The organism is Blautia aquisgranensis (assembly GCF_040096615.1).
GTDB lineage: Bacteria > Bacillota > Clostridia > Lachnospirales > Lachnospiraceae > Blautia_A > Blautia_A aquisgranensis.
On sequence record NZ_JBBMEJ010000024.1, the window covers coordinates 20850 to 41372 of the forward strand.

Annotated in this window: 19 protein-coding genes; 14 read left to right on the forward strand and 5 right to left on the reverse strand. The window is 45.9% G+C overall.

The window, feature by feature from the left end:
* Window positions 1-83 precede the first annotated feature (83 nt).
* Window positions 84-1103, forward strand: a complete 1020-nt coding sequence (locus tag WMO28_RS15045) for an acyltransferase family protein (RefSeq protein WP_178643912.1) — start codon at window positions 84-86, stop codon at window positions 1101-1103.
* Between the two features lie 56 nt (window positions 1104-1159).
* Window positions 1160-1861, forward strand: a complete 702-nt coding sequence (locus WMO28_RS15050) for a hypothetical protein (RefSeq protein ID WP_349057525.1) — start codon at window positions 1160-1162, stop codon at window positions 1859-1861.
* 140 nt (window positions 1862-2001) lie between these two features.
* On the opposite strand, the gene glgD is transcribed toward WMO28_RS15050, so the two are convergent.
* A complete protein-coding gene (glgD, locus tag WMO28_RS15055) occupies window positions 2002-3123 on the reverse strand; it encodes a glucose-1-phosphate adenylyltransferase subunit GlgD (RefSeq protein WP_178643908.1) in 1122 nt (373 codons plus the stop codon).
* 1 nt (window position 3124) lies between these two features.
* Window positions 3125-4264 (reverse strand): glucose-1-phosphate adenylyltransferase, encoded by a 1140-nt coding sequence (locus tag WMO28_RS15060; protein WP_119239971.1) that lies wholly within the window; start codon window positions 4262-4264, stop codon window positions 3125-3127.
* A 383-nt stretch (window positions 4265-4647) separates the two neighbouring features.
* Here WMO28_RS15060 and WMO28_RS15065 point away from each other — a divergent pair, with 383 nt between their 5' ends.
* Window positions 4648-5301, forward strand: coding sequence for a DUF3786 domain-containing protein (locus WMO28_RS15065; RefSeq protein ID WP_349057526.1), 654 nt, complete (start codon window positions 4648-4650; stop codon window positions 5299-5301).
* Between the two features lie 162 nt (window positions 5302-5463).
* Window positions 5464-7887 carry a putative bifunctional diguanylate cyclase/phosphodiesterase gene (locus tag WMO28_RS15070; protein WP_349057527.1) on the forward strand — a complete coding sequence of 808 codons (2424 nt, stop codon included), beginning with the start codon at window positions 5464-5466 and terminating at the stop codon, window positions 7885-7887.
* Between the two features lie 111 nt (window positions 7888-7998).
* Here the strand turns inward: WMO28_RS15070 and WMO28_RS15075 are convergent, their stop codons facing one another.
* Together WMO28_RS15075 and WMO28_RS15080 are read right to left on the reverse strand one after the other, a co-directional pair.
* Complete coding sequence (locus WMO28_RS15075; protein WP_349057528.1) at window positions 7999-8793, reverse strand: ABC transporter permease; 795 nt, start codon at window positions 8791-8793, stop codon at window positions 7999-8001.
* The gene (locus tag WMO28_RS15080) at window positions 8786-9553 is read right to left on the reverse strand and encodes an ATP-binding cassette domain-containing protein (RefSeq protein ID WP_178643902.1); all 768 of its coding nucleotides are present in this window, start codon (window positions 9551-9553) and stop codon (window positions 8786-8788) included. The genes WMO28_RS15075 and WMO28_RS15080 overlap by 8 nt, the downstream gene beginning before the upstream one ends.
* A 121-nt stretch (window positions 9554-9674) precedes the next feature.
* On the opposite strand from WMO28_RS15080, the gene WMO28_RS15085 reads away from it, so the two are divergent.
* The 8 genes from WMO28_RS15085 (at window position 9675) to WMO28_RS15120 (ending at window position 17647) form a co-directional block, all read left to right on the forward strand.
* Complete coding sequence (locus WMO28_RS15085; protein WP_349057529.1) at window positions 9675-10337, forward strand: epoxyqueuosine reductase QueH; 663 nt, start codon at window positions 9675-9677, stop codon at window positions 10335-10337.
* A 154-nt stretch (window positions 10338-10491) separates the two neighbouring features.
* Complete coding sequence (gene argH / locus WMO28_RS15090) at window positions 10492-11871, forward strand: argininosuccinate lyase (RefSeq protein ID WP_349057530.1); 1380 nt, start codon at window positions 10492-10494, stop codon at window positions 11869-11871.
* Window positions 11872-11965: 94 nt separating this feature from the next.
* Complete coding sequence (gene asd / locus WMO28_RS15095; protein ID WP_178643896.1) at window positions 11966-13051, forward strand: aspartate-semialdehyde dehydrogenase; 1086 nt, start codon at window positions 11966-11968, stop codon at window positions 13049-13051.
* A 164-nt stretch (window positions 13052-13215) separates the two neighbouring features.
* The gene (locus tag WMO28_RS15100; RefSeq protein ID WP_349057531.1) at window positions 13216-13452 is read left to right on the forward strand and encodes a putative Se/S carrier protein; all 237 of its coding nucleotides are present in this window, start codon (window positions 13216-13218) and stop codon (window positions 13450-13452) included.
* A gap of 210 nt (window positions 13453-13662) precedes the next feature.
* Entirely contained in the window at window positions 13663-14418 is a 756-nt protein-coding gene (locus WMO28_RS15105; RefSeq protein ID WP_178643893.1) for a formate/nitrite transporter family protein, read from the forward strand.
* Between the two features lies 1 nt (window position 14419).
* Window positions 14420-16468 carry a DNA topoisomerase gene (locus WMO28_RS15110; protein ID WP_349057532.1) on the forward strand — a complete coding sequence of 683 codons (2049 nt, stop codon included), beginning with the start codon at window positions 14420-14422 and terminating at the stop codon, window positions 16466-16468.
* Window positions 16465-17136, forward strand: a complete 672-nt coding sequence (locus WMO28_RS15115) for an LbetaH domain-containing protein (protein ID WP_178643890.1) — start codon at window positions 16465-16467, stop codon at window positions 17134-17136. The genes WMO28_RS15110 and WMO28_RS15115 overlap by 4 nt, the downstream gene beginning before the upstream one ends.
* A 355-nt stretch (window positions 17137-17491) precedes the next feature.
* The gene (locus tag WMO28_RS15120; RefSeq protein WP_349057533.1) at window positions 17492-17647 is read left to right on the forward strand and encodes a hypothetical protein; all 156 of its coding nucleotides are present in this window, start codon (window positions 17492-17494) and stop codon (window positions 17645-17647) included.
* Between the two features lie 164 nt (window positions 17648-17811).
* Here WMO28_RS15120 and WMO28_RS15125 read toward each other — a convergent pair whose 3' ends face one another.
* Complete coding sequence (locus WMO28_RS15125) at window positions 17812-18546, reverse strand: TraX family protein (RefSeq protein WP_349057534.1); 735 nt, start codon at window positions 18544-18546, stop codon at window positions 17812-17814.
* 246 nt (window positions 18547-18792) lie between these two features.
* On the opposite strand from WMO28_RS15125, the gene WMO28_RS15130 reads away from it, so the two are divergent.
* Window positions 18793-19485 (forward strand): iron-sulfur cluster assembly scaffold protein, encoded by a 693-nt coding sequence (locus tag WMO28_RS15130; protein ID WP_015525726.1) that lies wholly within the window; start codon window positions 18793-18795, stop codon window positions 19483-19485.
* Window positions 19486-19525: 40 nt separating this feature from the next.
* Window positions 19526-20523: GGGtGRT protein (locus WMO28_RS15135; RefSeq protein WP_349057535.1), on the forward strand; the 998-nt coding region annotated here is incomplete at its 3' end.

Below are 20523 nucleotides of genomic sequence, written 5' to 3' on the forward strand. Positions count from 1 at the left end.
GCTACCATAGCTGTTCGAAACAGGGCGTGTCGTCTGATTTCGGAAAAATTGAAACAGCTGGCACGCATAAAGGAGTGAAATTTATGCGAAATCGTACGCTGGACATGGTGAAAGCTTTATGCGCCTACGCAGTTGTCCTTCTTCATATACGTTTTCCGGGAACAGCCGGGGATGTGGCAAATGTGCTTGCGCGATTTGCTGTGCCGGTATTTTTTATGGTTTCCGGGTATTTCTGCTATCGGAGCGATGGTATGGAATTTCCGAGAACTGGAAAGAAGATCCGACATGTGCTGGTGCTGATCCTGGTGGCTTTTCCGGTCTGTACTCTGTGGGAACTGATGCAGAATCATATTGACGGGGACAGTCAGACGAAGTGGATTAAGGAGCTTGTCTCCGGAGAAAATATCCGGGAGTTCTTTCTATATAACAACAGTTCGCAGGTAAAGTGGCATCTGTGGTTTCTCCCGGCACTTCTGTACTGCTATCTTCTGTTTGCCCTGGTGGCGAAATTCCGGCTGTACAGACTGGCTTATATGCTGATTCCGGTACTGCTTTTCATCCATTTCGGAATGGAGGAATTTTCCCCATATCTGGGAGAGCATTTCCGGGTGATGCAGTTTCGGAATTATCTGTTTACCGGTTTTCCGTTTTTTATGGCTGGACATCTGATCCACAGATACCAGCAGAAGCTGAATCTCTGGTTTTCCGGGAAAAAAGAGCTCTTTTTGTATGCGCTGGTGGTAGTGGGGGCCTTGTGCAGCCTTCTGGAATACCGGATTTTCGGAAAACAGGAACTGTTACTGGGATCGGTATGTATGGCAACAGGAATTTTTCTTATAGCGCTGACCAGACCGGATATAAAGGCACCGGAGAGCCTTTCTGCGGTGGGAAAGAAATATGCCTTTTTTATCTATCTTTTTCATCTTTGCGTGGCAGATATTCTGAAGGATGTTTTCCGGATGGAGGGGCTCAGTAAAAATGTGCTGTACCTCTGGGCAAGACCTGTGCTGGTTTGTGTGCTTGTGACTGTGGCAGCAGTGATATATTTTATGATATTTTCATATTTGAAATCTGTCATTCTGCACAAAAATATGTTAGAATAACCTTTATCAGTGAATGGGAATAAATAAAAAATACCGAAGATAAAGGAGCAGAAGCGATGGATTTACGAAACAGAGCTGAGGCGGGCAGCGACGGGCGCGATGAGAGTGTACTGAATCCGGAGATGCCTAATGAGACAGACCTGACGAAGAAAGAACGTCGAAAGATAGAGCGAGAGAAGATTAAGGGGATGGGCTTTCGAAAGAAACTCCAATACATCTGGATGTATTATAAGCCACATATGTTTGGCGTGGTTGCCCTGATCGGACTTATCTGCCTTGGCGTGAACCTTTATCATCACGCACAGATGCAGACTGTGCTTTCCATTGCAGTGGTAGATAGCGGCGATTTTGTAGCAGACACCGTAGAAAAAAACATCCTCGACATTCTGGATATCGATAATAAATTTGCTGAGGTCAGCGTGGCACAGAATCTTACCACCGATGAGACTGGTGATCTCGATTATTATGCGAGAATGGCCTATGTCACAGAGATCCAGTCAGCAACCATCGATGTGGTAGTCATGCCGAAGGAGCTTTATGACATCGAGAAGGATAAAGGTATGTATGCAGATTTAAAGGAGCTTTTTGGCGATGAGGTCTATGAGAGTCTGGGAGCTGCCGATGAATATCATCTGGAGCTTGATGGCGGTAAGGTGGCGGAAGAGCTGGCGCTTCCGTATAAGACGGTATGTATCTGCATTCCGGTAAATGTGAAGAATGAAGAGAACGCTCTGAAGTGGATTCAGTCGATCCTCTGAGAGATATGAAGAATGAAGAGAAGGTACGGAAACGGATCTGGTCACTCTTCTGATAAGAACACAGAATGAGATATGCTTATAAAAGGGAGAAGCCCGGCGGTTCATATTTTAAGAACCGTCGGGCTTCTTTTATATGAATATTACAGAGTATCGTTACGTTTGATGTAACCTGGCTCCTCTGCAGGAGCGATGATCTCCTTTGCGTGGGTGATTTTCGCATGCTTGTCTACGACCAGATTCTCGATGTGCACGTTGGCACCGATGGTACAGTCAGCAAGAACAACGCAGTTTTTGACAACAGCACCTTTCTTGATAGTACAGCCACGTCCGATAATGGAGTTCTCTACAGTACCTTCGATCATGGAACCGTTGGAGATAACGGAATTGGAAACATTGGCTGTATCGAAATAATGAGTCGGACAGGAGTTGTTGGTGCGCGTATAGATCGGCCAGTTATCATGGAAAAGATCCGTTGCAGTTTTGTAGTCGATCAGATCCATATTTGCATCGTGATAGCTCTTGAAATCAGTGATCGATGCAAAATATCCGCGATGAGATATACCACGCACATCCAGCTCACCGTCTCTGCAACCGGCATTGATCACGTCTGCAAGGGTATAAAGAGAGGAAATCTCTTTTGCCTTATGGATGAGGCTGATGAAAAGCTCCTTGCTCATTACGTAAGTATCCATGAAAATGTTGCGGTTCTTTGCATTGCCGTGGTTGTGCTCAATGGAGAGAACACCCTTCTGACGGTTCAGGTTCAGGATGTGGCAGTTCAGATGGTTCTCCTTGGCATTATCAACGGAATGATAAAGCATGGTCACATCCGCGCCGGATTCGATATGGGCATCGATCAGCTTGGAGTAGTCGGTGGTGTAGATCATGTAATTCGGAGCGATAACAACATACGGATAATGAACTGCTTCGATGCACTCCAGATTGGAGTAGTAGTTGTCGATATCGGTGTTATAGATATCGTTGACTCCGGAATGCTCTGAAAAGAGGATCTGGAGATTACCGCTCTTGGAGTTGATGTTGTAGTGACGTCCGGTTCCGAGATGTTCCACAAGAGAACGGGGTTTGTTCTTTACATAGACCTGAATGTACTCGATCCCGCTGTTGGTCATATTTGAGATCGGGAAGTCGATGACACGATATCTTCCGAGAAATGAAAAGGCGCCGATCGCACGGTAGTCCTGAAGCCCCTCCACATGGATATTTCTTTCTGAGGAATTCACGATTCCAAATGCTTTAAACATATTACTCAGCCCCCTTTACACGTTTTGATACAAGTTCGATGTGCTCACTGTCTTTGGAACCGACACGAGCGTTGGCACCGATCACGACTCCGCCTGCAACGAGAGCACGCTGGACAACGGCACCTGCTTCAACAACAACACCCGGCATCAGGACACTGTCGATGATCTTGGCACCAGGACCGACCTTGACGCCTGTGAAAAGTACGGAGTTGGTGATTTCACCTTCTACAACACAGCCCTGAGTAATGAAAGCAGTGTTGATCACAGCGGTATCACAGATATACTGTGGAAGAGAGGTAGCATCCTCAGTGTAGATTTTCCAGGTAGGATCGTTAAGATCCAGTTCACTGTTAGGACTGAGAAGATCCATGTTTGCTTCCCAGAGGGAATCGATGGTTCCTACATCCTTCCAGTAGCCTTTGAACTTGTAGGCGTAGAGCGCCTTGTCCTGTGCAAGGAGTGTAGGGATGATGTCTTTACCGAAATCGTGATTGGAATCCGGATTCTTGATATCTGCCAGCAGGAGCTTACGCAGAAGCTTCCAGTTGAATATGTAGATACCCATAGAGGCAAGGTTGCTCTTCGGGTGTTCCGGTTTCTCCTCAAATTCCACGATGCGGTCATCTTCACCGGTGTTCATGATACCGAAACGGCTGGCTTCCTTCATGGGAACCTCGATAACTGCAATAGTCGCATCTGCCTTATGCTGGATATGGTCATCAAGCATCTTTGCATAATTCATCTTATAGATGTGGTCACCGGAAAGGATCAGAAGGTATTCCGGGTTCTGTGAGTCGATGAAATCAATATTCTGAGAGATCGCATCAGCTGTTCCACGGTATACATCCAGACCGGCATCAGCCTTCTCACGTGGAGGAAGTACATAAACTCCGCTGTCCTTGGCATCAAGGCCCCAGCGGCCACCGGCTGCTACATAGCTGTTCAGTAAAACTGATTCATACTGTGTCAGTACACCTACGACATCAATGCCGCTGTTGGCACAGTTACTGAGCGGAAAATCCACGATACGGTATTTACCGCCATAACCAACGGCTGGCTTGGCAACTTTATTCGTCAACTCGTGAAGACGACTTCCTCTTCCACCGGCCAGGATCATTGCTAACATACTGTTTTGTTTCATGGCGAATCCTCACTTTCATTTCTTGTTTATTGTTAGGAAATATTTAACCTTGCAAACAATAAACTTTGTTCATATTATACACCTTTAGAGCTTGAAAATCCAGTTTTTTGTGCAAAAAAGCATTATTTTTATGCTGAAATTTTGGACGAATAAGTAAAATTTAAAAGAGGATATGTCAAAAAAGAAAGAAACGTTCAAAGTCAATTTTTTTATATGAAAAACAGTTCAAATTCATCCAGAATACAGGGCGCTTGCGGAAAAACACGAAAGCATGTATTCTGAAAGAAGAATTCGAGGCGAAGGCAGAAATATTAATGCTTTGCAGAATAAAAGTGTAAGAGAACAGACCGGAAGCTGCCGGACGGATACCAGGAGGAGAGAAAATGCGGGAAGAAAAAATTTCCAACTATGTGAAGCTTTGCATGGAATGGGCAGATAAATTTATGAAAATGGATCAGGAGGAGCTGCGCAGGCGTGTACCGGAGTTAAAGGACGAAAACGGCTTTCTTGCGATCACGCATTTCGGCCGGAAATTCGGAATCAGCAAAAAGGATGGAAGTATCCATAGTCTTGACGGACAGAGCGAACCGGATACAACAGAACAGCTGAATATCTACACACTTCTGGGCTACGCAAAAGAAGGTGCTTTTTTCATGGAAAAATGGGTACCTTTTGCAGAGCTTCGAAATGCAAGACCTTTTGCACCGGCGTATAAGATCGGAGAGACAGATGTTTTCAGTGCTACATTTTCCGGACACGCTAAGGAACTTCGACACGCATTGTTAAGCCTTGGTGGACGTGAGCTTCCTCAAGGTGATGTAGGCTATGAGATCAAAGCCTTTGAGTGCATGCCGATGCGATTTTATTTCTGGGATGCAGATGAGGAATTCGAGGCACAGGGAAATATTCTTTTTGATTACAGTGCAACGGATTTTAACCATATAGAAAGTGCGGTTTCCATCGCAGATGTGGGAATTAAGCGTCTTGCAGAGCTGGCGGGAGTGCCCGTACGTGGGAAATCTTTTCAGATGCGTTGAAGCAGACAGATACAGTTCGTATGCCTGCAATAAAAACAGAAACCTGTAAAAAATATAGAAAAAAGGTTTGCTATTACCAGAAAAAGAGTATACAATTATGCCATAGTTATGAATTTGGGTGACCGTTTCTGGAGAAGTACAATGGTCCTGGAGGTGTGTAAGATGGGCAGGAATGCGTCGGGAATGTATGTGATAGATGCAGAATATAATATAGTCAGCTATAACCATGCTGCGAAGACCATGTACCCGGAACTGAAAAAAGGTGAGAAGTGTTATCAATGTCTGATGAAGCAGGATGTACCCTGTGAGAACTGTCCGGTAGCGAATGGAATTGAGGGGCCTGAGAATTATCTGGAGCCCGGAAGTAATATGCTTCGTGCAATTGATGCTATAGAGATTGAGCTGGAATCAGGAGAGATGGGACATGCTCTTGTATTTTCGGCAGCAGAAGCTACACAGGATGTTTACAGTGAGCTGACCAATAATGGCGAGAATCCGCTTCTTCTTGGAATTGTTAATGTACTGGGCAAGAATTACACGAATATTTATTCCGTGAACCGTAGGACACATAAAATCAGCGTATGCCGGTTCCATAACCGTATGCTTGGAGGAGTAGGAGAGAGTCTGCTCCGTAATGATTCTTATGACAAGGTAATGGATATCTATATAGAAGATAATGTTGCAGCAGAGGATAAACTGCGTATGCATCAGGCGATGGATTTTGAGAAGATCTGTGACCGACTGAGAAAGGTTCCGCAGTTTAAGGTGCACTACAGAGTGTACCGGAATGATACGATTTATCACTATTATGTGAAATGTGCAAGAATCGGGGAAGCAGACAGTTTTGAAGATGTGGTTCTGGCGTTTGCCAATGAGGATTCCGATGTCCGTCACAGTGAGATGGAATCGATTTTGGAGCCGGGAGGAACAGCTTCCAGAAGGAAACTTCTTATTATAGAAGATAATGAGCTGAACCGAAAACTTCTTACAGAGCTTCTGGAGGACAGCTATGATGTTATGACAGCATGTGACGGTGAAGAAGGTCTGAAGCTTCTTGGGGAAAATTACCGGGATATTTCAGCAGTGCTTCTGGATGTGAGCATGCCGATCTGTGACGGTTTTCAGTTCCTGGAGCGGATTCAGGATGATGTGATGCTTTCCTCTGTCCCGGTAATTGTAATAACCGGAAGTAACCGGCCGGAAGATGAGGTACGCTGTCTGGAGCTTGGAGCGGTAGATTTTATCCGGAAGCCTTATAATATCCGCATTGTCAAGGGGAAGATCAACAGTGTGATCAAGCTTCGGGAATCTGCGATCGTTCTGTCTGCGCTGGAATACGATGAGCTTACGGGAATCTATATCCGGCAGGCATTTTTCCATCACGCAAAGACTCTGATGCGATTCAAACAGGATGAGAAATTCCATGTGATTGTGGCAGATGTTAAGAATTTCAAGTGGATCAACGGCACTTACGGTGAGAAGACAGGAGATCAGGTGTTGCAGTATTTGGCAGATACATATAAGAGCCGGATACATAATGGCATGGTAGCCAGATATGGCGGAGATCAGTTCGTTACAATCATGTATGGTAATCTTCCGCTGGAAGCAGAAACTGTGGACAAAGCCATCCGCAGAATCGAGGAAGAGGCTCCGGTTCCCAAGCTGGCAGTGAATTATGGTATTTATAAGGATGTGGATAAGACATTGTCACTGACGCTGATCTGTGACAGGGCGTTTCTGGCGATGAAGAGTATTCAGGATGACTATGAGCATCCGTTTGCGTTTTATGATGATGAGATGGGACGGAAGCATATCCGAGACCGGATGATGGAGAATGAGTTTGAGAAAGCCATCCGTAATGAGGAATTTGTAGTTTATCTGCAACCGAAATATAATGTGGTCACAGAGGAGATCGCAGGAGCGGAGGCGCTTGTCCGCTGGCGCAAAAAGGACGGTTCCATGGTTTCTCCGGGAGAATTTATCCCGCTTTATGAGAAAGATGGTCTGATCGTCCGGCTGGATGAATATGTGTTTCAGAAGGTCTGCGAAATTCAGAAGAATCATATGGAGACAGGTGGAAAACTGCTTCCGATTTCTGTGAATCTTTCAAGAGCCAGTATTCATTATGAAAATATGATCCTGCGTTATGTACGGATCGTGGAGGAGCGAGGAATTCCTTTTTCGGCGGTTCCTATTGAGCTGACGGAGACGGCTGCTCTTTATAATGTGCAGATCAGGGAGCTCACAGAGAAGATGGTTCATGCAGGATTTGAGCTTCATATGGATGATTTTGGATCCGGATATTCTTCCATGACGAGTTTGAACCAGCTTCCGTTTGATACGCTGAAGCTGGATAAGAGCCTGATCGATTACATAGAGAATACAAGAGGTATGGAAGTTATCCGCCACACCATTGCACTTGCTCACAGTCTTGGAATGCAGGTGCTTGCGGAAGGCGTGGAGACTGCAGGTCAGGTGGCACTTTTACGGGAGCTGGACTGTGATGAGATTCAGGGCTTCTATTATTCCAGACCGGTACCGTGGGAGGAATTTGTGGATAGATTTATGAAGAAATCAGATAAGTAAGGCTGCTGGTTACAGAGTGAACAGCAGTTGAATAAAAAGAAAGTGATCAGCCAGGGACATATGTGGGATATGCATATGCACCTGGCTGCTTTTTATAGGTTGTTTTTGGGATTAATATTTCCATACCCGTTTTTCAATAAAATTCAGGATTCCATACAACACCATAGCGATTACGCACAGGATTACAATGGACATCAGAACCCAGGTGAGCTTGAAAGTCTGGCTGCCGTAGATGATCAGATATCCGAGACCTTTTCGGGCACCGATAAATTCTCCGATGATCACGCCTACCAGACAGAGACCGATGTTGACCTTCATTACACTTAAGATCAACGGGACGGAAGAGGGCAGAACGATCTTGGTCAGTTTTTCTTTTTTGTGTCCGCCCAGGGTTTCGATGAGCTTTAATTTTTCAGGGTCTGCCTGGCAGAAGCCGGAGTACAGATTGATGATGGAGCCGAAAATGGCGACAGACATACCGGCCACAACAATGGTACGTTCATTGGCACCCAGCCATACGATGAGAAGAGGAGCGAGAGCGGATTTTGGCAGGCTGTTGAGAACGACCAGGTAAGGCTCGAGAATCCGTGAAGCTTTTGGGGAGCACCAGAGAAGTATTGCAGTTCCAACTCCAAGGAGTACAACAAAAAAGAAACTGACAAGAGTTTCTGTCAGTGTGACTGCAATATGTGAAAAAAGAGACTGATCCCGACACATCAGGAAAAAGGTTTTTGTGATCAGGGAAGGACTGCTGAATATAAAAGAATCAATCCAGTCCCATTTTGCGGACACTTCCCAGAGTCCCATAAAAAGGACAAAGAGCAGAATGCGCGCTGCCAGGACTATGTGCTTTTCTTTTTTCTGCTGTGCGAGATATTGTTTTTGCCGAGGGGAGAAATCAGGCATTTTTGTTCAGCTCCTTCCATATAAGGTTGAAATATTTTTTGAAATCCGGAGCATTTCTGGAGGAAAACGGTGTGCGGTCTTTTATATCAAGATGGATGGGAACGATTCTTTGTACTGTAGCGGGACGGGCGGAGAGGATCAGCACCCGGTCAGCCATGCTGATGGCTTCGGAAATATCATGTGTGACAAGGATCGCAGGCTTGCCCGATGTTTTGAGGATTTTTCCGATGTCATCACTGACATTCAGCCGGGTCTGATAATCCAGCGCGGAAAAAGGCTCATCCAGAAGAAGAAGCTCCGGTTCCAGCACAAGGGTCCGGATCAGGGCTGCTCTTTGCCGCATGCCACCGGAAAGCTGGGATGGTTTTGCATCCCGGAAACGGTCAAGACCGTAGGTTTTAAGAAGCGCTTCCGTGTTTGCAAGCTTTTGGGGAGTGAGCTCCTTACGGATTTCAAGGCCAAGGAGAATATTCCGGTAAATACTGCGCCATTCCAGAAGATGATCCTTCTGGAGCATGTATCCTACTTCAGTGCTTCCGGCAGAGATTTTTTTTCCATCTAAGGTGACGGAACCACTCTCAGGAGAGAGCAGACCGGCGATCAGATTGAGAAGCGTGGATTTTCCGCAACCGGACGGACCTACAATGGACAGAAATTCGCCAGGCATGAGATCAAAGGATATATGAGAAAGGGCGGGGGTCTCTCCGGATAAGGTGTGATAGGAAAGACACACATCCCGTACCTTTAAGACAGGCTTCATGAATATTGCCTCCGTTTCGTAGATAGTGGTATAATATCATCATATGTCTGAGAAATGCTGACTGATAAAGGAAATCACAGCAATTCAGAAAATCAGTGTATCAGAAGAAGGGAGCATTTGTTTGAATAAGAGAAATTACCAGAAAGAGCTGGATAATCTGATAAAAAATATACAGAAGGATGGAAAGGTGCCGAGGCTTTTTCTCCATGCCTGCTGTGCACCTTGCAGCAGTTATGTGATGGAATATCTTTCACAGTATTTTGAGATCACAGTGTTTTTTTATAATCCGAATATTGCACCGGAGGAAGAGTATGTTCATCGTGTGGAGGAGATCCGCCGCCTGATCGGAGAAATGGATTTTGTTCATCCGGTGACGCTGGTGGAAGGCCGGTATGATCCGAAGGAATTCTATGATATGGCAAAAGGTCTGGAGGACATCCCGGAGGGTGGAGAGCGGTGCTTCCGGTGTTACCGCCTTCGTATGGAGGAGGCTGCGAAGCTGGCAGAAGAGGGTGGATATGATTACTTTACGACTACGCTCAGCATCAGTCCTCTGAAAAATGCCGGAAAGATCAATGAGATCGGTGAGGAGTTATCCGGAATCTATAAGGTAGAGCACCTGCCATCGGATTTCAAAAAGAAGAATGGATATAAACGTTCTATTGAATTATCACATGAGTACGATCTGTACCGCCAGAATTACTGCGGCTGCGTTTTCTCCAGAAGAGAAGCCCAGGAAAGAGACCGCAAAAAAGCAGTTGAAAATTCAGAGACAGAAGAATAGTAAGATTTACAGAATGTATAAGTATGAAAAACTTTGCATTTTTATAAAAATATGATACACTAACACAGAAAAGTGCAGAAGGCCGGGACGAGGCTGTACGTCGGTGCAGAACAGGCTATTCTGCCGCAAAAAAGAAAAAGTGAGGAACAGAGATATGGCACAGTTATGGGGAGGCCGTTTTACAAAGGAGACGGACAAGCTGGTTTATAATTTTAATGCATCGATTTCTTTTGACCAGAAATTCTATAAACAGGATATCCGCGGAAGCAAGGCACACGTTGCCATGCTTGCAAAACAGGGCATCCTGACAGAGGAAGAGAAGAATCAGATCACAGAAGGCCTGGACGGAATTCTTGCAGATGTGGAGGCTGGAAAGCTTGCGATCACATCCGAATACGAGGATATCCACAGCTTCGTGGAGGCGAATCTGATTGACCGCATCGGTGACGCTGGTAAGAAGCTGCACACAGGAAGAAGCCGTAATGATCAGGTTGCACTTGATATGAAGCTTTATGTCCGTGATGAGATCGATGAGACGGATAAAGAGCTGAAAGCGCTTCTTGTTGCACTGCAGAAGATCATGGAAGAGAATGTGCACACCTACATGCCTGGATTTACCCATCTTCAGAAGGCACAGCCGGTCACACTGGCACATCATGTAGGTGCTTATTTTGAGATGTTTAAGAGAGACCGCGACAGACTTTTTGATATCCGTAAGAGAATGAATACCTGTCCGCTGGGTGCAGGCGCACTGGCAGGAACGACTTATCCACTGGACCGTGCTTACACAGCAGAACTTCTGGGGTTTGATGCGCCGACCAGAAACAGCATGGATTCCGTATCAGACAGAGATTATGTGATCGAGCTTTTGAGTGCTTTTTCCACGATCATGATGCATCTGAGCCGTTTTTGCGAGGAGATCATCCTGTGGAACTCCAATGAGTACCGTTTCGTGGAGATCGATGACGCATACAGCACAGGCAGCAGTATCATGCCACAGAAGAAGAATCCGGATATCGCAGAGCTTGTCCGTGGAAAAACTGGCCGTGTTTACGGTGCGCTGACATCTATTCTTACAACCATGAAGGGAATCCCGCTTGCATACAATAAAGATATGCAGGAGGACAAAGAGCTGACCTTTGACGCGATCGACACAGTAAAGGGCTGTATCGCGTTGTTTACAGGTATGGTTTCCACAATGCAGTTCAATAAGGCGAACATGGAGGCGAGCGCAAAGAGAGGCTTTACAAACGCCACAGATGCAGCTGACTATCTGGTAAATCATGGAGTACCGTTCCGTGATGCCCACGGCATTGTAGGAAGACTGGTTCTTTTGTGCCTGGACAAGGGAATCTCCCTGGATGAGCTTCCTCTTGAGGAGTACAAAGAGATCAGCCCTGTCTTTGAGGAGGATATCTACGAAGCGATCAGCATGAAGACCTGTGTGGAGAAGCGTGTGACTCTGGGAGCACCGGGACCGTCCGTTATGGAACAGGTAATCGCTGAGAACAGGGAATATCTTGAAAAAAATTAAGATAATGCTTGCATTTTTTGAAAAATTGGTATAGTATTTACAGAAAAGACAAATGTGTGCCATAGAGGGACACAAGATGAGGAGAAATTTTATTATGAGCGAAAAACTTAGAGTCGGTATTTTAGGTGCAACTGGAATGGTTGGACAGAGATTTATCTCTCTTCTGGAGAACCATCCGTGGTTTGAGGTGGTTACTGTAGCAGCAAGCCCGAGAAGCGCAGGCAAGACATACGAAGAGGCTGTAGGCGGCAGATGGAAGATGGATACTCCGATGCCGGAGGCAGTGAAGAAGCTTGTTGTTATGGACATTCATGAGGTTGAGAAGGTTGCAGCTACTGTTGACTTTGTATTTTCCGCAGTGGATATGACTAAGGAAGAGATCAAGGCAATCGAGGAAGAGTACGCGAAGACAGAGACACCGGTTGTTTCCAACAATAGCGCACATCGCTGGACACCGGATGTTCCGATGGTAGTTCCGGAAATCAACCCGGAGCACTTCGATGTAATCGAGTTCCAGAAGAAACGTCTCGGAACAAAACGCGGTTTCGTAGCTGTTAAGCCAAATTGCTCTATCCAGAGCTACGCACCGGTTCTTACTGCATGGAAAGAGTTCGAGCCATATGAAGTAGTTGCTACTACATACCAGGCTATTTCCGGAGCAGGTAAGACCTTCAAAGAGTGGCCGGAGATGGAGCATAACATCATTCCGTACATCGGTGGTGAGGAAGAGAAGAGTGAGAAGGAGCCGTTAAGACTCTGGGGTAAGATCGAGGACGGCGTGATCGTTCCGGCTACTACACCAGTTATCACATGCCAGTGTGTACGTGTTCCGGTTCTCAACGGACATACAGCAGCTGTATTCGTTAAATTCCGCAAGAAACCGACCAAAGAGCAGCTGATCCAGAAGCTTGTTGAGTTCAAGGGACTTCCGCAGGAGCTTGAGCTTCCGAGTGCTCCGAAGCAGTTCATTCAGTATCTTGAGGAGGACAACCGTCCGCAGGTACAGATGGATGTAAACTATGAGAACGGAATGGGAGTATCTGTAGGACGTCTTCGTGAGGATACTGTTTACGATTACAAGTTCATCGGACTTTCCCATAACACAGTAAGAGGAGCTGCAGGCGGAGCTGTTCTCTGTGCAGAGACTCTGAAAGCTAAGGGATATATCCAGGCTAAATAATCAGGTAAATCTTCATATGAAATAAAAAGTATCAGCAGAACGGGATATCGGAACTTTTCGGTGTCCTGTTTTTGCGTCTCAAAGGAAACTTCTGAAGGGGTCTGTAAAGAGAATGCCTGTGAAGTGTCCGTGCGACAGGATCGTATATTAAGGAGCAGAAGTAAATGCGTAAGAAAGAAATTCGAACAGTAATTACCTTTTCTACCACAACAGCAGCTATGAAGATGGAAAAAACGTCTAAGGAGTCGGGATTTTCGGGAAGGCTGATTCCGATCCCGTCTGAGATCAGTGCCGAATGCGGGCTTGCCTGGAAATGCGAGAAGCAGTCTGAGGAAGAGACAGAGATTTTTTTGCAGGAAAAAGAACTTGCATGGGACGGAATCTACCGGGTTCTGATTTAACTGAATGCAGAGTGAGAATATCCGCCTGACAGAGATTTTGTTTGTTGTGTGTAACAATACATGATTTTTCAGAAATTTTCCCATTTTTGTTGTGAACTATTTGATAAAGTGTTACAATATGAAGAGCAGATTTCCGTAAAGCGTGCTGCTGTGAACAAAGAAGCAGCAGCAAAGTGCCACGCTTGCTAAAAAAATGTGGAGGTGCTATTTATGAACAGGGAGGATGTAGAGAAATTGTCAACCGCTGCGAAAGGTAAGAGCAATCTCTTGAACAGCAACTTTGGAAAATACTTTATGCGGGCGATCATGGCTGGATTTTTTATTGATGTGGCGATGATCTACAGTAATGTTGTGGGAAATGTATTTTCCAAGACATTCCCGGAATGGGGGAAATTCCTTGGAGCCATCGTGTTCTCCATCGCGGTACTTCTGATCGTGATGGTAGGCGGAGAGCTTTTTACCGGTAACAATCTGGTAATGGCGTTTGGTGCGTATGACAAGAGCGTATCATGGAAAGACGTTGGCAAGGTATGGGGAGTCAGTTATATCGGCAATTTTGTGGGATGCCTGATTCTGGCATGGATTTTTGTAGGTGCCGGAGCCTCCGGTACTGCAGATTATTTTGCCGGCTTTATAAACGGAAAACTCAGTATTCCGGCAGGACAGATGTTTTTCCGTGCAGTGCTTTGTAATTTCTTTGTCTGTCTTGCAGTGCTTTGCGGCATTAAGCTTAAGAGTGAGTCAGGCAAGTTTCTGATGATCGTGATCTGTATTTCAGGTTTCGTTGTCAGCGGATTTGAGCACTGTATTGCAAATATGGGCATCTTTACAGTTGCGTACTGTATGGTTCCCGGATTGTCTGTCGGTGCCATGCTTAAGAGTATGGTGATCGTAACATTAGGAAATATAGTTGGTGGAGCTGTGCTTCTTGCATGGCCGCTTAGAAAGATGAGTGCAGATAAATAGTATGGCAAAGGCTTTATACATAGCAGAAAAGCCCAGCGTGGCACAGGAATTTGCGAAGGCTTTAAAGATTAACGGACAGAGAAAAGACGGATATCTGGAATCACAGGACAGCGTGGTGACCTGGTGTGTGGGGCACCTGGTCACCATGAGTTATCCCGAAAAATATGATATGAAATATAAAAGGTGGAGTTTTGATACCCTGCCTTTTTTGCCGCGCGAATTTAAATATGAGGTGATACCGGGAGTAAAGAAACAGTTCGATATTGTAAAGGGACTTTTGAACCGCCCGGATGTAGAGACCATTTATGTGTGTACTGACTCCGGACGCGAGGGAGAATATATCTATCGTTTGGTGGCACAGATGGCAGGCGTGAAGGGAAAGGTCCAGAAGCGTGTGTGGATCGACTCCCAGACAGAAGAGGAGATCTTAAGAGGAATCCGGGAGGCAAAGGATATCTCGGAGTACGATAATCTGGCAGCATCTGCGTACCTCAGGGCAAAAGAGGATTATCTCATGGGAATTAATTTTTCAAGAGTACTGACTTTGCGCTATGGCAGCAGCGTGACCAATTATCTCCATTCTAAGTATCAGGCGATCGCAGTGGGACGTGTGATGACCTGTGTTCTTGGAATGGTGGTTCGAAGAGAAAGGGAGATCCGCGTCTTTGTGAAGACACCGTTTTACCGGGTATTAAGCAGTATCGCCCTTGCGGGCGAGAGCTTTGACGGAGAATGGAGAGCTGTGGAAGGCAGCCGGTATTTTCAGTCCCCATATCTTTATAAAGAGAACGGCTTCAAGAAAAAAGAGCACGCCAAGGAGCTGATCGACCAGCTGATGCAAAATCAGCCGCTTCAGTGTACTGTGGAGAAGATAGAGCGGAAGAAGGAGAACAAGAATCCACCGCTTCTGTTCAACCTTGCGGAGCTTCAGAATGTCTGTTCCAAGCTGTTCAAGATCAGTCCGGATGAGACGCTGCGGATCGTGCAGGAGCTTTATGAGAAGAAGCTGGTGACGTATCCGAGAACGGATGCCAGAGTTCTTTCTACAGCAGTGGCTAAGGAGATCTATAAGAATATTTCTGGTCTTCGCAATTATCCCCAGGCCGGGGCTGTGGCAGCGGAAGTTCTTGGAATGGATTCCTGGAAAAATATTTCAAAGACGAGATATGTGAATGATAAGCAGATCACGGATCATTATGCGATCATTCCTACAGGTCAGGGTTTAAATGCATTGGGTAGTGTTTCACTTACCGCGCAGAGAGTATATGAGACGATCGTGCGGAGATTTTTGTGTATTTTTTATCCGCCGGCTGTTTATCAGAAGGTGAGTCTTGTGACGAAGCTTGACGGGGAGGCTTTCTTTTCATCCTTTAAGGTGCTTAAGGAAGAGGGATATCTTAAGGTTGCCACGAATTCTTTTGCCTGGAAAAAGGCTTCCGACAGTGACAAGAGTGGAAATGGTGAGGAAGAAGAGGTTTCCTGTGATACGGTGCTTCTGGATGCGTTGCAGAAGCTGAAAAAGGGTGATATACTTCCTGTGAACGGGCTTTCGATCAAGGAGGGCGAGACTTCACCGCCGAAACGATACAATTCCGGTTCCATGATCCTTGCCATGGAGAATGCAGGTCAGCTTATTGAGGATGAGGAGCTTCGCGCCCAGATCAAGGGCAGCGGGATCGGTACCAGTGCTACCAGAGCCGAGATTCTGAAAAAACTTGTAAATATCAAGTATCTTGCATTGAATAAAAAGACACAGGTGATCACGCCTACGCTTCTTGGTGAGATGATCTTTGATGTGGTGAACTGTTCGATCCGGCAGCTTCTGAATCCGGAGCTTACTGCGAGCTGGGAAAAAGGGCTCACGTATGTGGCTGAGGGCAGTATTACAGAACAGGAATATATGGACAAGCTGGAGCATTTTGTGAGGGTGCGTACCCAGCAGGTCGAGGCCAGCAATTATCAGTATAACCTGCGGCAGTTTTTTGATGCGGCCGCTGTAAATTACAGGAAGCCGGAGCGTGCTTCCGGACAGGGAGGAAAAAAATCATGATGAAGGATTTTACGATCAGCAATCTTCTGAATCTTAACGAGACGATCGCTGCAGAGCTTTTTGAGGGAAAGACTTATCCGTGGGAGGTGCTTCCGGATATCGGTGATTTTATCATTAAGCTTGGTAAGACTCTGGATCCTGCTGAGTATGAGCAAATAGGTGAGAATGTATGGATCGCAAAGTCTGCAACGGTTGCGCCGACTGCCAGCATTACAGGCCCAGCGATCATCGGTAAGGATGCGGAGGTTCGTCACTGTGCGTTTATCCGTGGAAATGCGATCGTTGGCGAGGGTGCTGTAGTTGGTAATTCTACTGAGCTTAAGAATGCAGTGCTCTTTAATAAGGTGCAGGTTCCGCATTATAATTATGTTGGTGATGCTGTGCTTGGTTATAAGTCTCATATGGGGGCCGGATCGATCTGTTCTAACGTGAAGTCAGATAAGAAGCTTGTGGTTGTGAAGGATGGTGAGGAGAAGGTCGAGACCGGGCTTAAGAAGTTCGGGGCTATGCTTGGGGATCATGTTGAGGTTGGATGTGGTTCTGTGCTGAATCCTGGTACTGTGATCGGACGGAACTGTAATATTTATCCGCTGTCTTCTGTGAGAGGCTGTGTGGCGTCGGATTCGATTTATAAGAATGTCGGTGAGGTTGTCAGAAAAAGGGATTAAAAAGATGGGATTGATCCTGTCCTTCTGTTCACGTTGATGCTAAAGAGCTGCACTTTTGGAGTGTGGCTCTTTTTTTGTGTGGGTGTGTGGCGGATGGGGACGCCCGGGAGGTGTGTGCTGTTTTCCACTGGGCTTCGTCGAGGGCTGGCTTCTAGGCTGCCGGAAATCTGCTAAAACCGTTTTCCAAAAGCCCGAACTCGCTCCTAAAGTCGCTCAGACAGCGGACTTTTGAAAAACAACGCAGATTCCCACCAGCCAAGAATCAGCTCCTCTCCTGCAGAGTCAGTGGAATACAGCACACACCTCCCGGGCTGGTTCATCCGGTGGTGAGGATAGCGTGGTCTGACGGGAGGGGATGGGCCATCGGCGTTGCGCTGGATGGCTTATGGGAAAGGCTGAGATTGCGTTTGAGGGTGTGACGAATTGGTTTGACGGTGCATTTGGAAGATGTGCCGGTTTGTTTGACAGTGGAACTGTATATAAAATAATCGGCACAACCTTGCATTTCTGAGAGAAGTAGAATACAGATTAAAATCAAAACGTTACATTATAAAAAATAAGAGATTTTTCGCGTGCCCGGAAAGAGGGGAGTCTGAGGGGAGAAAAACGGGCTTCGCAACTTTGAGTGTTTTCTCCCCTCAGATATTCCCACCTTAAAAAAGGTAGAAAAAAATCTCATAAAAACAAAACTTTCCTAATTACCACTAATACCAAAATATGCACCGGATAAAACCAATAAAAAACGTATTTTAAGACTTTGTTCCGAACAAACCCCCTCTCTCCATTGTAGAGGTTAATGGACAGAAAGGCAAAGCATGCCCTCCACTCGTAGTACAGCCAGCAGCTTCCGAGGATGGCCTGGCCGGTTGGATCTTTTCTTGTGTAGTACATGATCAGGAGAAAGATATATCCACGCCAGGAATAATCTGCTTTCAGAAGGATGGAAACGATCAGCAGACCGATTATGCACAACAGCTGACGGAGCTGGTCATCCTGAAAATATTCAATGGCGCAGAAGGCAAGATATCCCAGGAAAAGTGTAAAAAACACATTCTGTTTTTCATAACGCAGAGTATTTGTGAACATAAGGTTCCATGGGATCTCGGAGATCAGTGCAAAAAGGAAGAGGTTTAGTCCGTAACGGAAGCGGTCGTGTGTGTGCCGGAAGCCTTCCAGAAGGAGAAAACAGAAGATCGGGAAGGCGACTCTTCCAATATCGCGGAAGATGAGATACAGACTGTATTCCCGGCCGAATAGCGTGAAGAATATTTTCTGAGCCGGTGGGTACATACTGAGGAGAACGGCTCCGGTGTGGTCAATGAGCATGGTTATGATCGCGATCATTTTCAGGGTGCTGCCACTGAGTATGCGGTATTTTTCTGGAAAAATAAAATCTGCAGATGTGTTCATAAAAAATAAACCTCCGGGGTCTGACTTGATAACATATTAACATATGGATGATGAAGTTGCCAGAAATATTTGGCGGATAAGGGGGAAATACCGGAATAATAACTTCCAATATAATGCGTTTTATCACAAAAAATTATCAAATATGACTGGACGAAACAAAGGTTTTGTGAGAAAATACCCATAGGGTGTTATAGAACTTTTTTTCTCAATAACATCGGTCAATCTATACTTGAAAGGAGTTTTAAAATGATTTATTCACGCGAAGTAGAAGAAATGTGTCCAGTGGCACAGGGCGTACATCATGGTGCCGCTCCGATCCCGGAAGAAGCAAAATGGGTTCAGGCAAAAGAAGTAAAGGATATCTCCGGATTTACACACGGTGTTGGCTGGTGTGCTCCTCAGCAGGGTGCATGTAAGCTTTCCCTTAACGTTAAAGAGGGAATCATCCAGGAGGCACTTGTTGAGACTATCGGATGTTCAGGAATGACTCATTCTGCAGCTATGGCTTCTGAGATTCTTCCAGGACTTACTGTTATGGAGGCACTGAACACAGACCTTGTATGTGATGCAATCAATACAGCTATGAGAGAGCTTTTCCTTCAGATCGTTTACGGACGTTCCCAGTCTGCATTCTCCGAGGACGGACTTGCAGTAGGAGCTGGTCTTGAGGACCTTGGAAAAGGACTTCGTTCTCAGGTTGGTACAATGTATGGAACTCTGAAAAAAGGACCTCGTTACCTTGAGATGGCTGAGGGTTATGTTACAGGTATCGCTCTTGACGAGAACGATGAGATCATCGGATACCAGTTCGTAAGCCTTGGAAAAATGACTGACTTCATTAAGAAAGGTGATGACCCGAACACAGCATGGGAGAAAGCAAAAGGTCAGTACGGCCGTGTTGCAGATGCTGTTAAGATCATCGACCCAAGAAAAGAGTAATTACACTTCGTAAGGTAAAAATATCAGGAGGTTACAGGAAATGGCTTTATTTGAATCATATGAGAGACGAATTGACAAGATCAATTCTGTTTTAAACAGCTATGGAATCGCTTCTATCGAAGAAGCTGAGAAAATCACTAAAGACGCGGGTCTGAACGTTTACGATCAGATCAAAGGCATTCAGCCGATCTGCTTCGAGAATGCTTGCTGGGCTTACACAGTAGGTGCAGCTATCGCAATCAAAAAAGGCTGCAGAAGAGCCGCTGACGCAGCAGCAGCTATCGGAGAAGGCCTTCAGGCATTCTGTATTCCGGGATCCGTTGCAGACACACGTAAGGTAGGTCTTGGACATGGAAACCTTGGAAAGATGCTTCTTGAGGAAGAGACAGACTGCTTCTGCTTCCTTGCAGGACATGAGTCTTTCGCAGCAGCTGAGGGTGCTATCGGTATCGCTGAGAAAGCGAACAAAGTTCGTAAAAAACCTCTTCGTGTTATCCTGAACGGTCTTGGTAAAGATGCTGCTCAGATCATCTCCCGTATCAACGGCTTTACATATGTAGAGACAGAGTATGATCCATATAAGAACGAGGTTAAGGAAGTATTCCGTAAATCCTATTCAGAGGGTCTTCGTGCAAAAGTTAACTGCTACGGCGCTAACAGCGTTCCGGAAGGTGTTGCTATCATGTGGAAAGAGGGCGTTGACGTTTCCATCACAGGAAACTCCACAAACCCGACTCGTTTCCAGCATCCAGTAGCAGGAACATACAAAAAAGAGTGCAATGAGAAAGGTAAGAAATACTTCTCCGTTGCTTCCGGCGGTGGTACAGGACGTACACTTCACCCGGATAACATGGCAGCAGGTCCTGCTTCCTACGGTATGACTGATACACTTGGACGTATGCATTCTGACGCTCAGTTCGCAGGATCTTCTTCCGTACCGGCTCACGTAGAGATGATGGGTCTTATCGGCGCTGGAAACAACCCGATGGTTGGTATGACAGTTGCTGTAGCTGTTTCCGTACAGGAAGCTGCTAGATC

Bases quoted from the DNA above. Each gene is read 5' to 3' on its own strand.
- WMO28_RS15045 (WP_178643912.1), top strand. From the start codon at position 84: ATGCGAAATCGTACGCTGGACATGGTGAAAGCTTTATGCGCCTACGCA.
- WMO28_RS15050 (WP_349057525.1), top strand. From the start codon at position 1,160: ATGGATTTACGAAACAGAGCTGAGGCGGGCAGCGACGGGCGCGATGAG.
- glgD (WP_178643908.1), bottom strand. From the start codon at position 3,123: ATGTTTAAAGCATTTGGAATCGTGAATTCCTCAGAAAGAAATATCCAT.
- WMO28_RS15060 (WP_119239971.1), bottom strand. From the start codon at position 4,264: ATGAAACAAAACAGTATGTTAGCAATGATCCTGGCCGGTGGAAGAGGA.
- WMO28_RS15065 (WP_349057526.1), top strand. From the start codon at position 4,648: ATGCGGGAAGAAAAAATTTCCAACTATGTGAAGCTTTGCATGGAATGG.
- WMO28_RS15070 (WP_349057527.1), top strand. From the start codon at position 5,464: ATGGGCAGGAATGCGTCGGGAATGTATGTGATAGATGCAGAATATAAT.
- WMO28_RS15075 (WP_349057528.1), bottom strand. From the start codon at position 8,793: ATGCCTGATTTCTCCCCTCGGCAAAAACAATATCTCGCACAGCAGAAA.
- WMO28_RS15080 (WP_178643902.1), bottom strand. From the start codon at position 9,553: ATGAAGCCTGTCTTAAAGGTACGGGATGTGTGTCTTTCCTATCACACC.
- argH (WP_349057530.1), top strand. From the start codon at position 10,492: ATGGCACAGTTATGGGGAGGCCGTTTTACAAAGGAGACGGACAAGCTG.
- asd (WP_178643896.1), top strand. From the start codon at position 11,966: ATGAGCGAAAAACTTAGAGTCGGTATTTTAGGTGCAACTGGAATGGTT.
- WMO28_RS15100 (WP_349057531.1), top strand. From the start codon at position 13,216: ATGCGTAAGAAAGAAATTCGAACAGTAATTACCTTTTCTACCACAACA.
- WMO28_RS15105 (WP_178643893.1), top strand. From the start codon at position 13,663: ATGAACAGGGAGGATGTAGAGAAATTGTCAACCGCTGCGAAAGGTAAG.
- WMO28_RS15110 (WP_349057532.1), top strand. From the start codon at position 14,420: ATGGCAAAGGCTTTATACATAGCAGAAAAGCCCAGCGTGGCACAGGAA.
- WMO28_RS15115 (WP_178643890.1), top strand. From the start codon at position 16,465: ATGATGAAGGATTTTACGATCAGCAATCTTCTGAATCTTAACGAGACG.
- WMO28_RS15120 (WP_349057533.1), top strand. From the start codon at position 17,492: ATGGGCCATCGGCGTTGCGCTGGATGGCTTATGGGAAAGGCTGAGATT.
- WMO28_RS15125 (WP_349057534.1), bottom strand. From the start codon at position 18,546: ATGAACACATCTGCAGATTTTATTTTTCCAGAAAAATACCGCATACTC.
- WMO28_RS15130 (WP_015525726.1), top strand. From the start codon at position 18,793: ATGATTTATTCACGCGAAGTAGAAGAAATGTGTCCAGTGGCACAGGGC.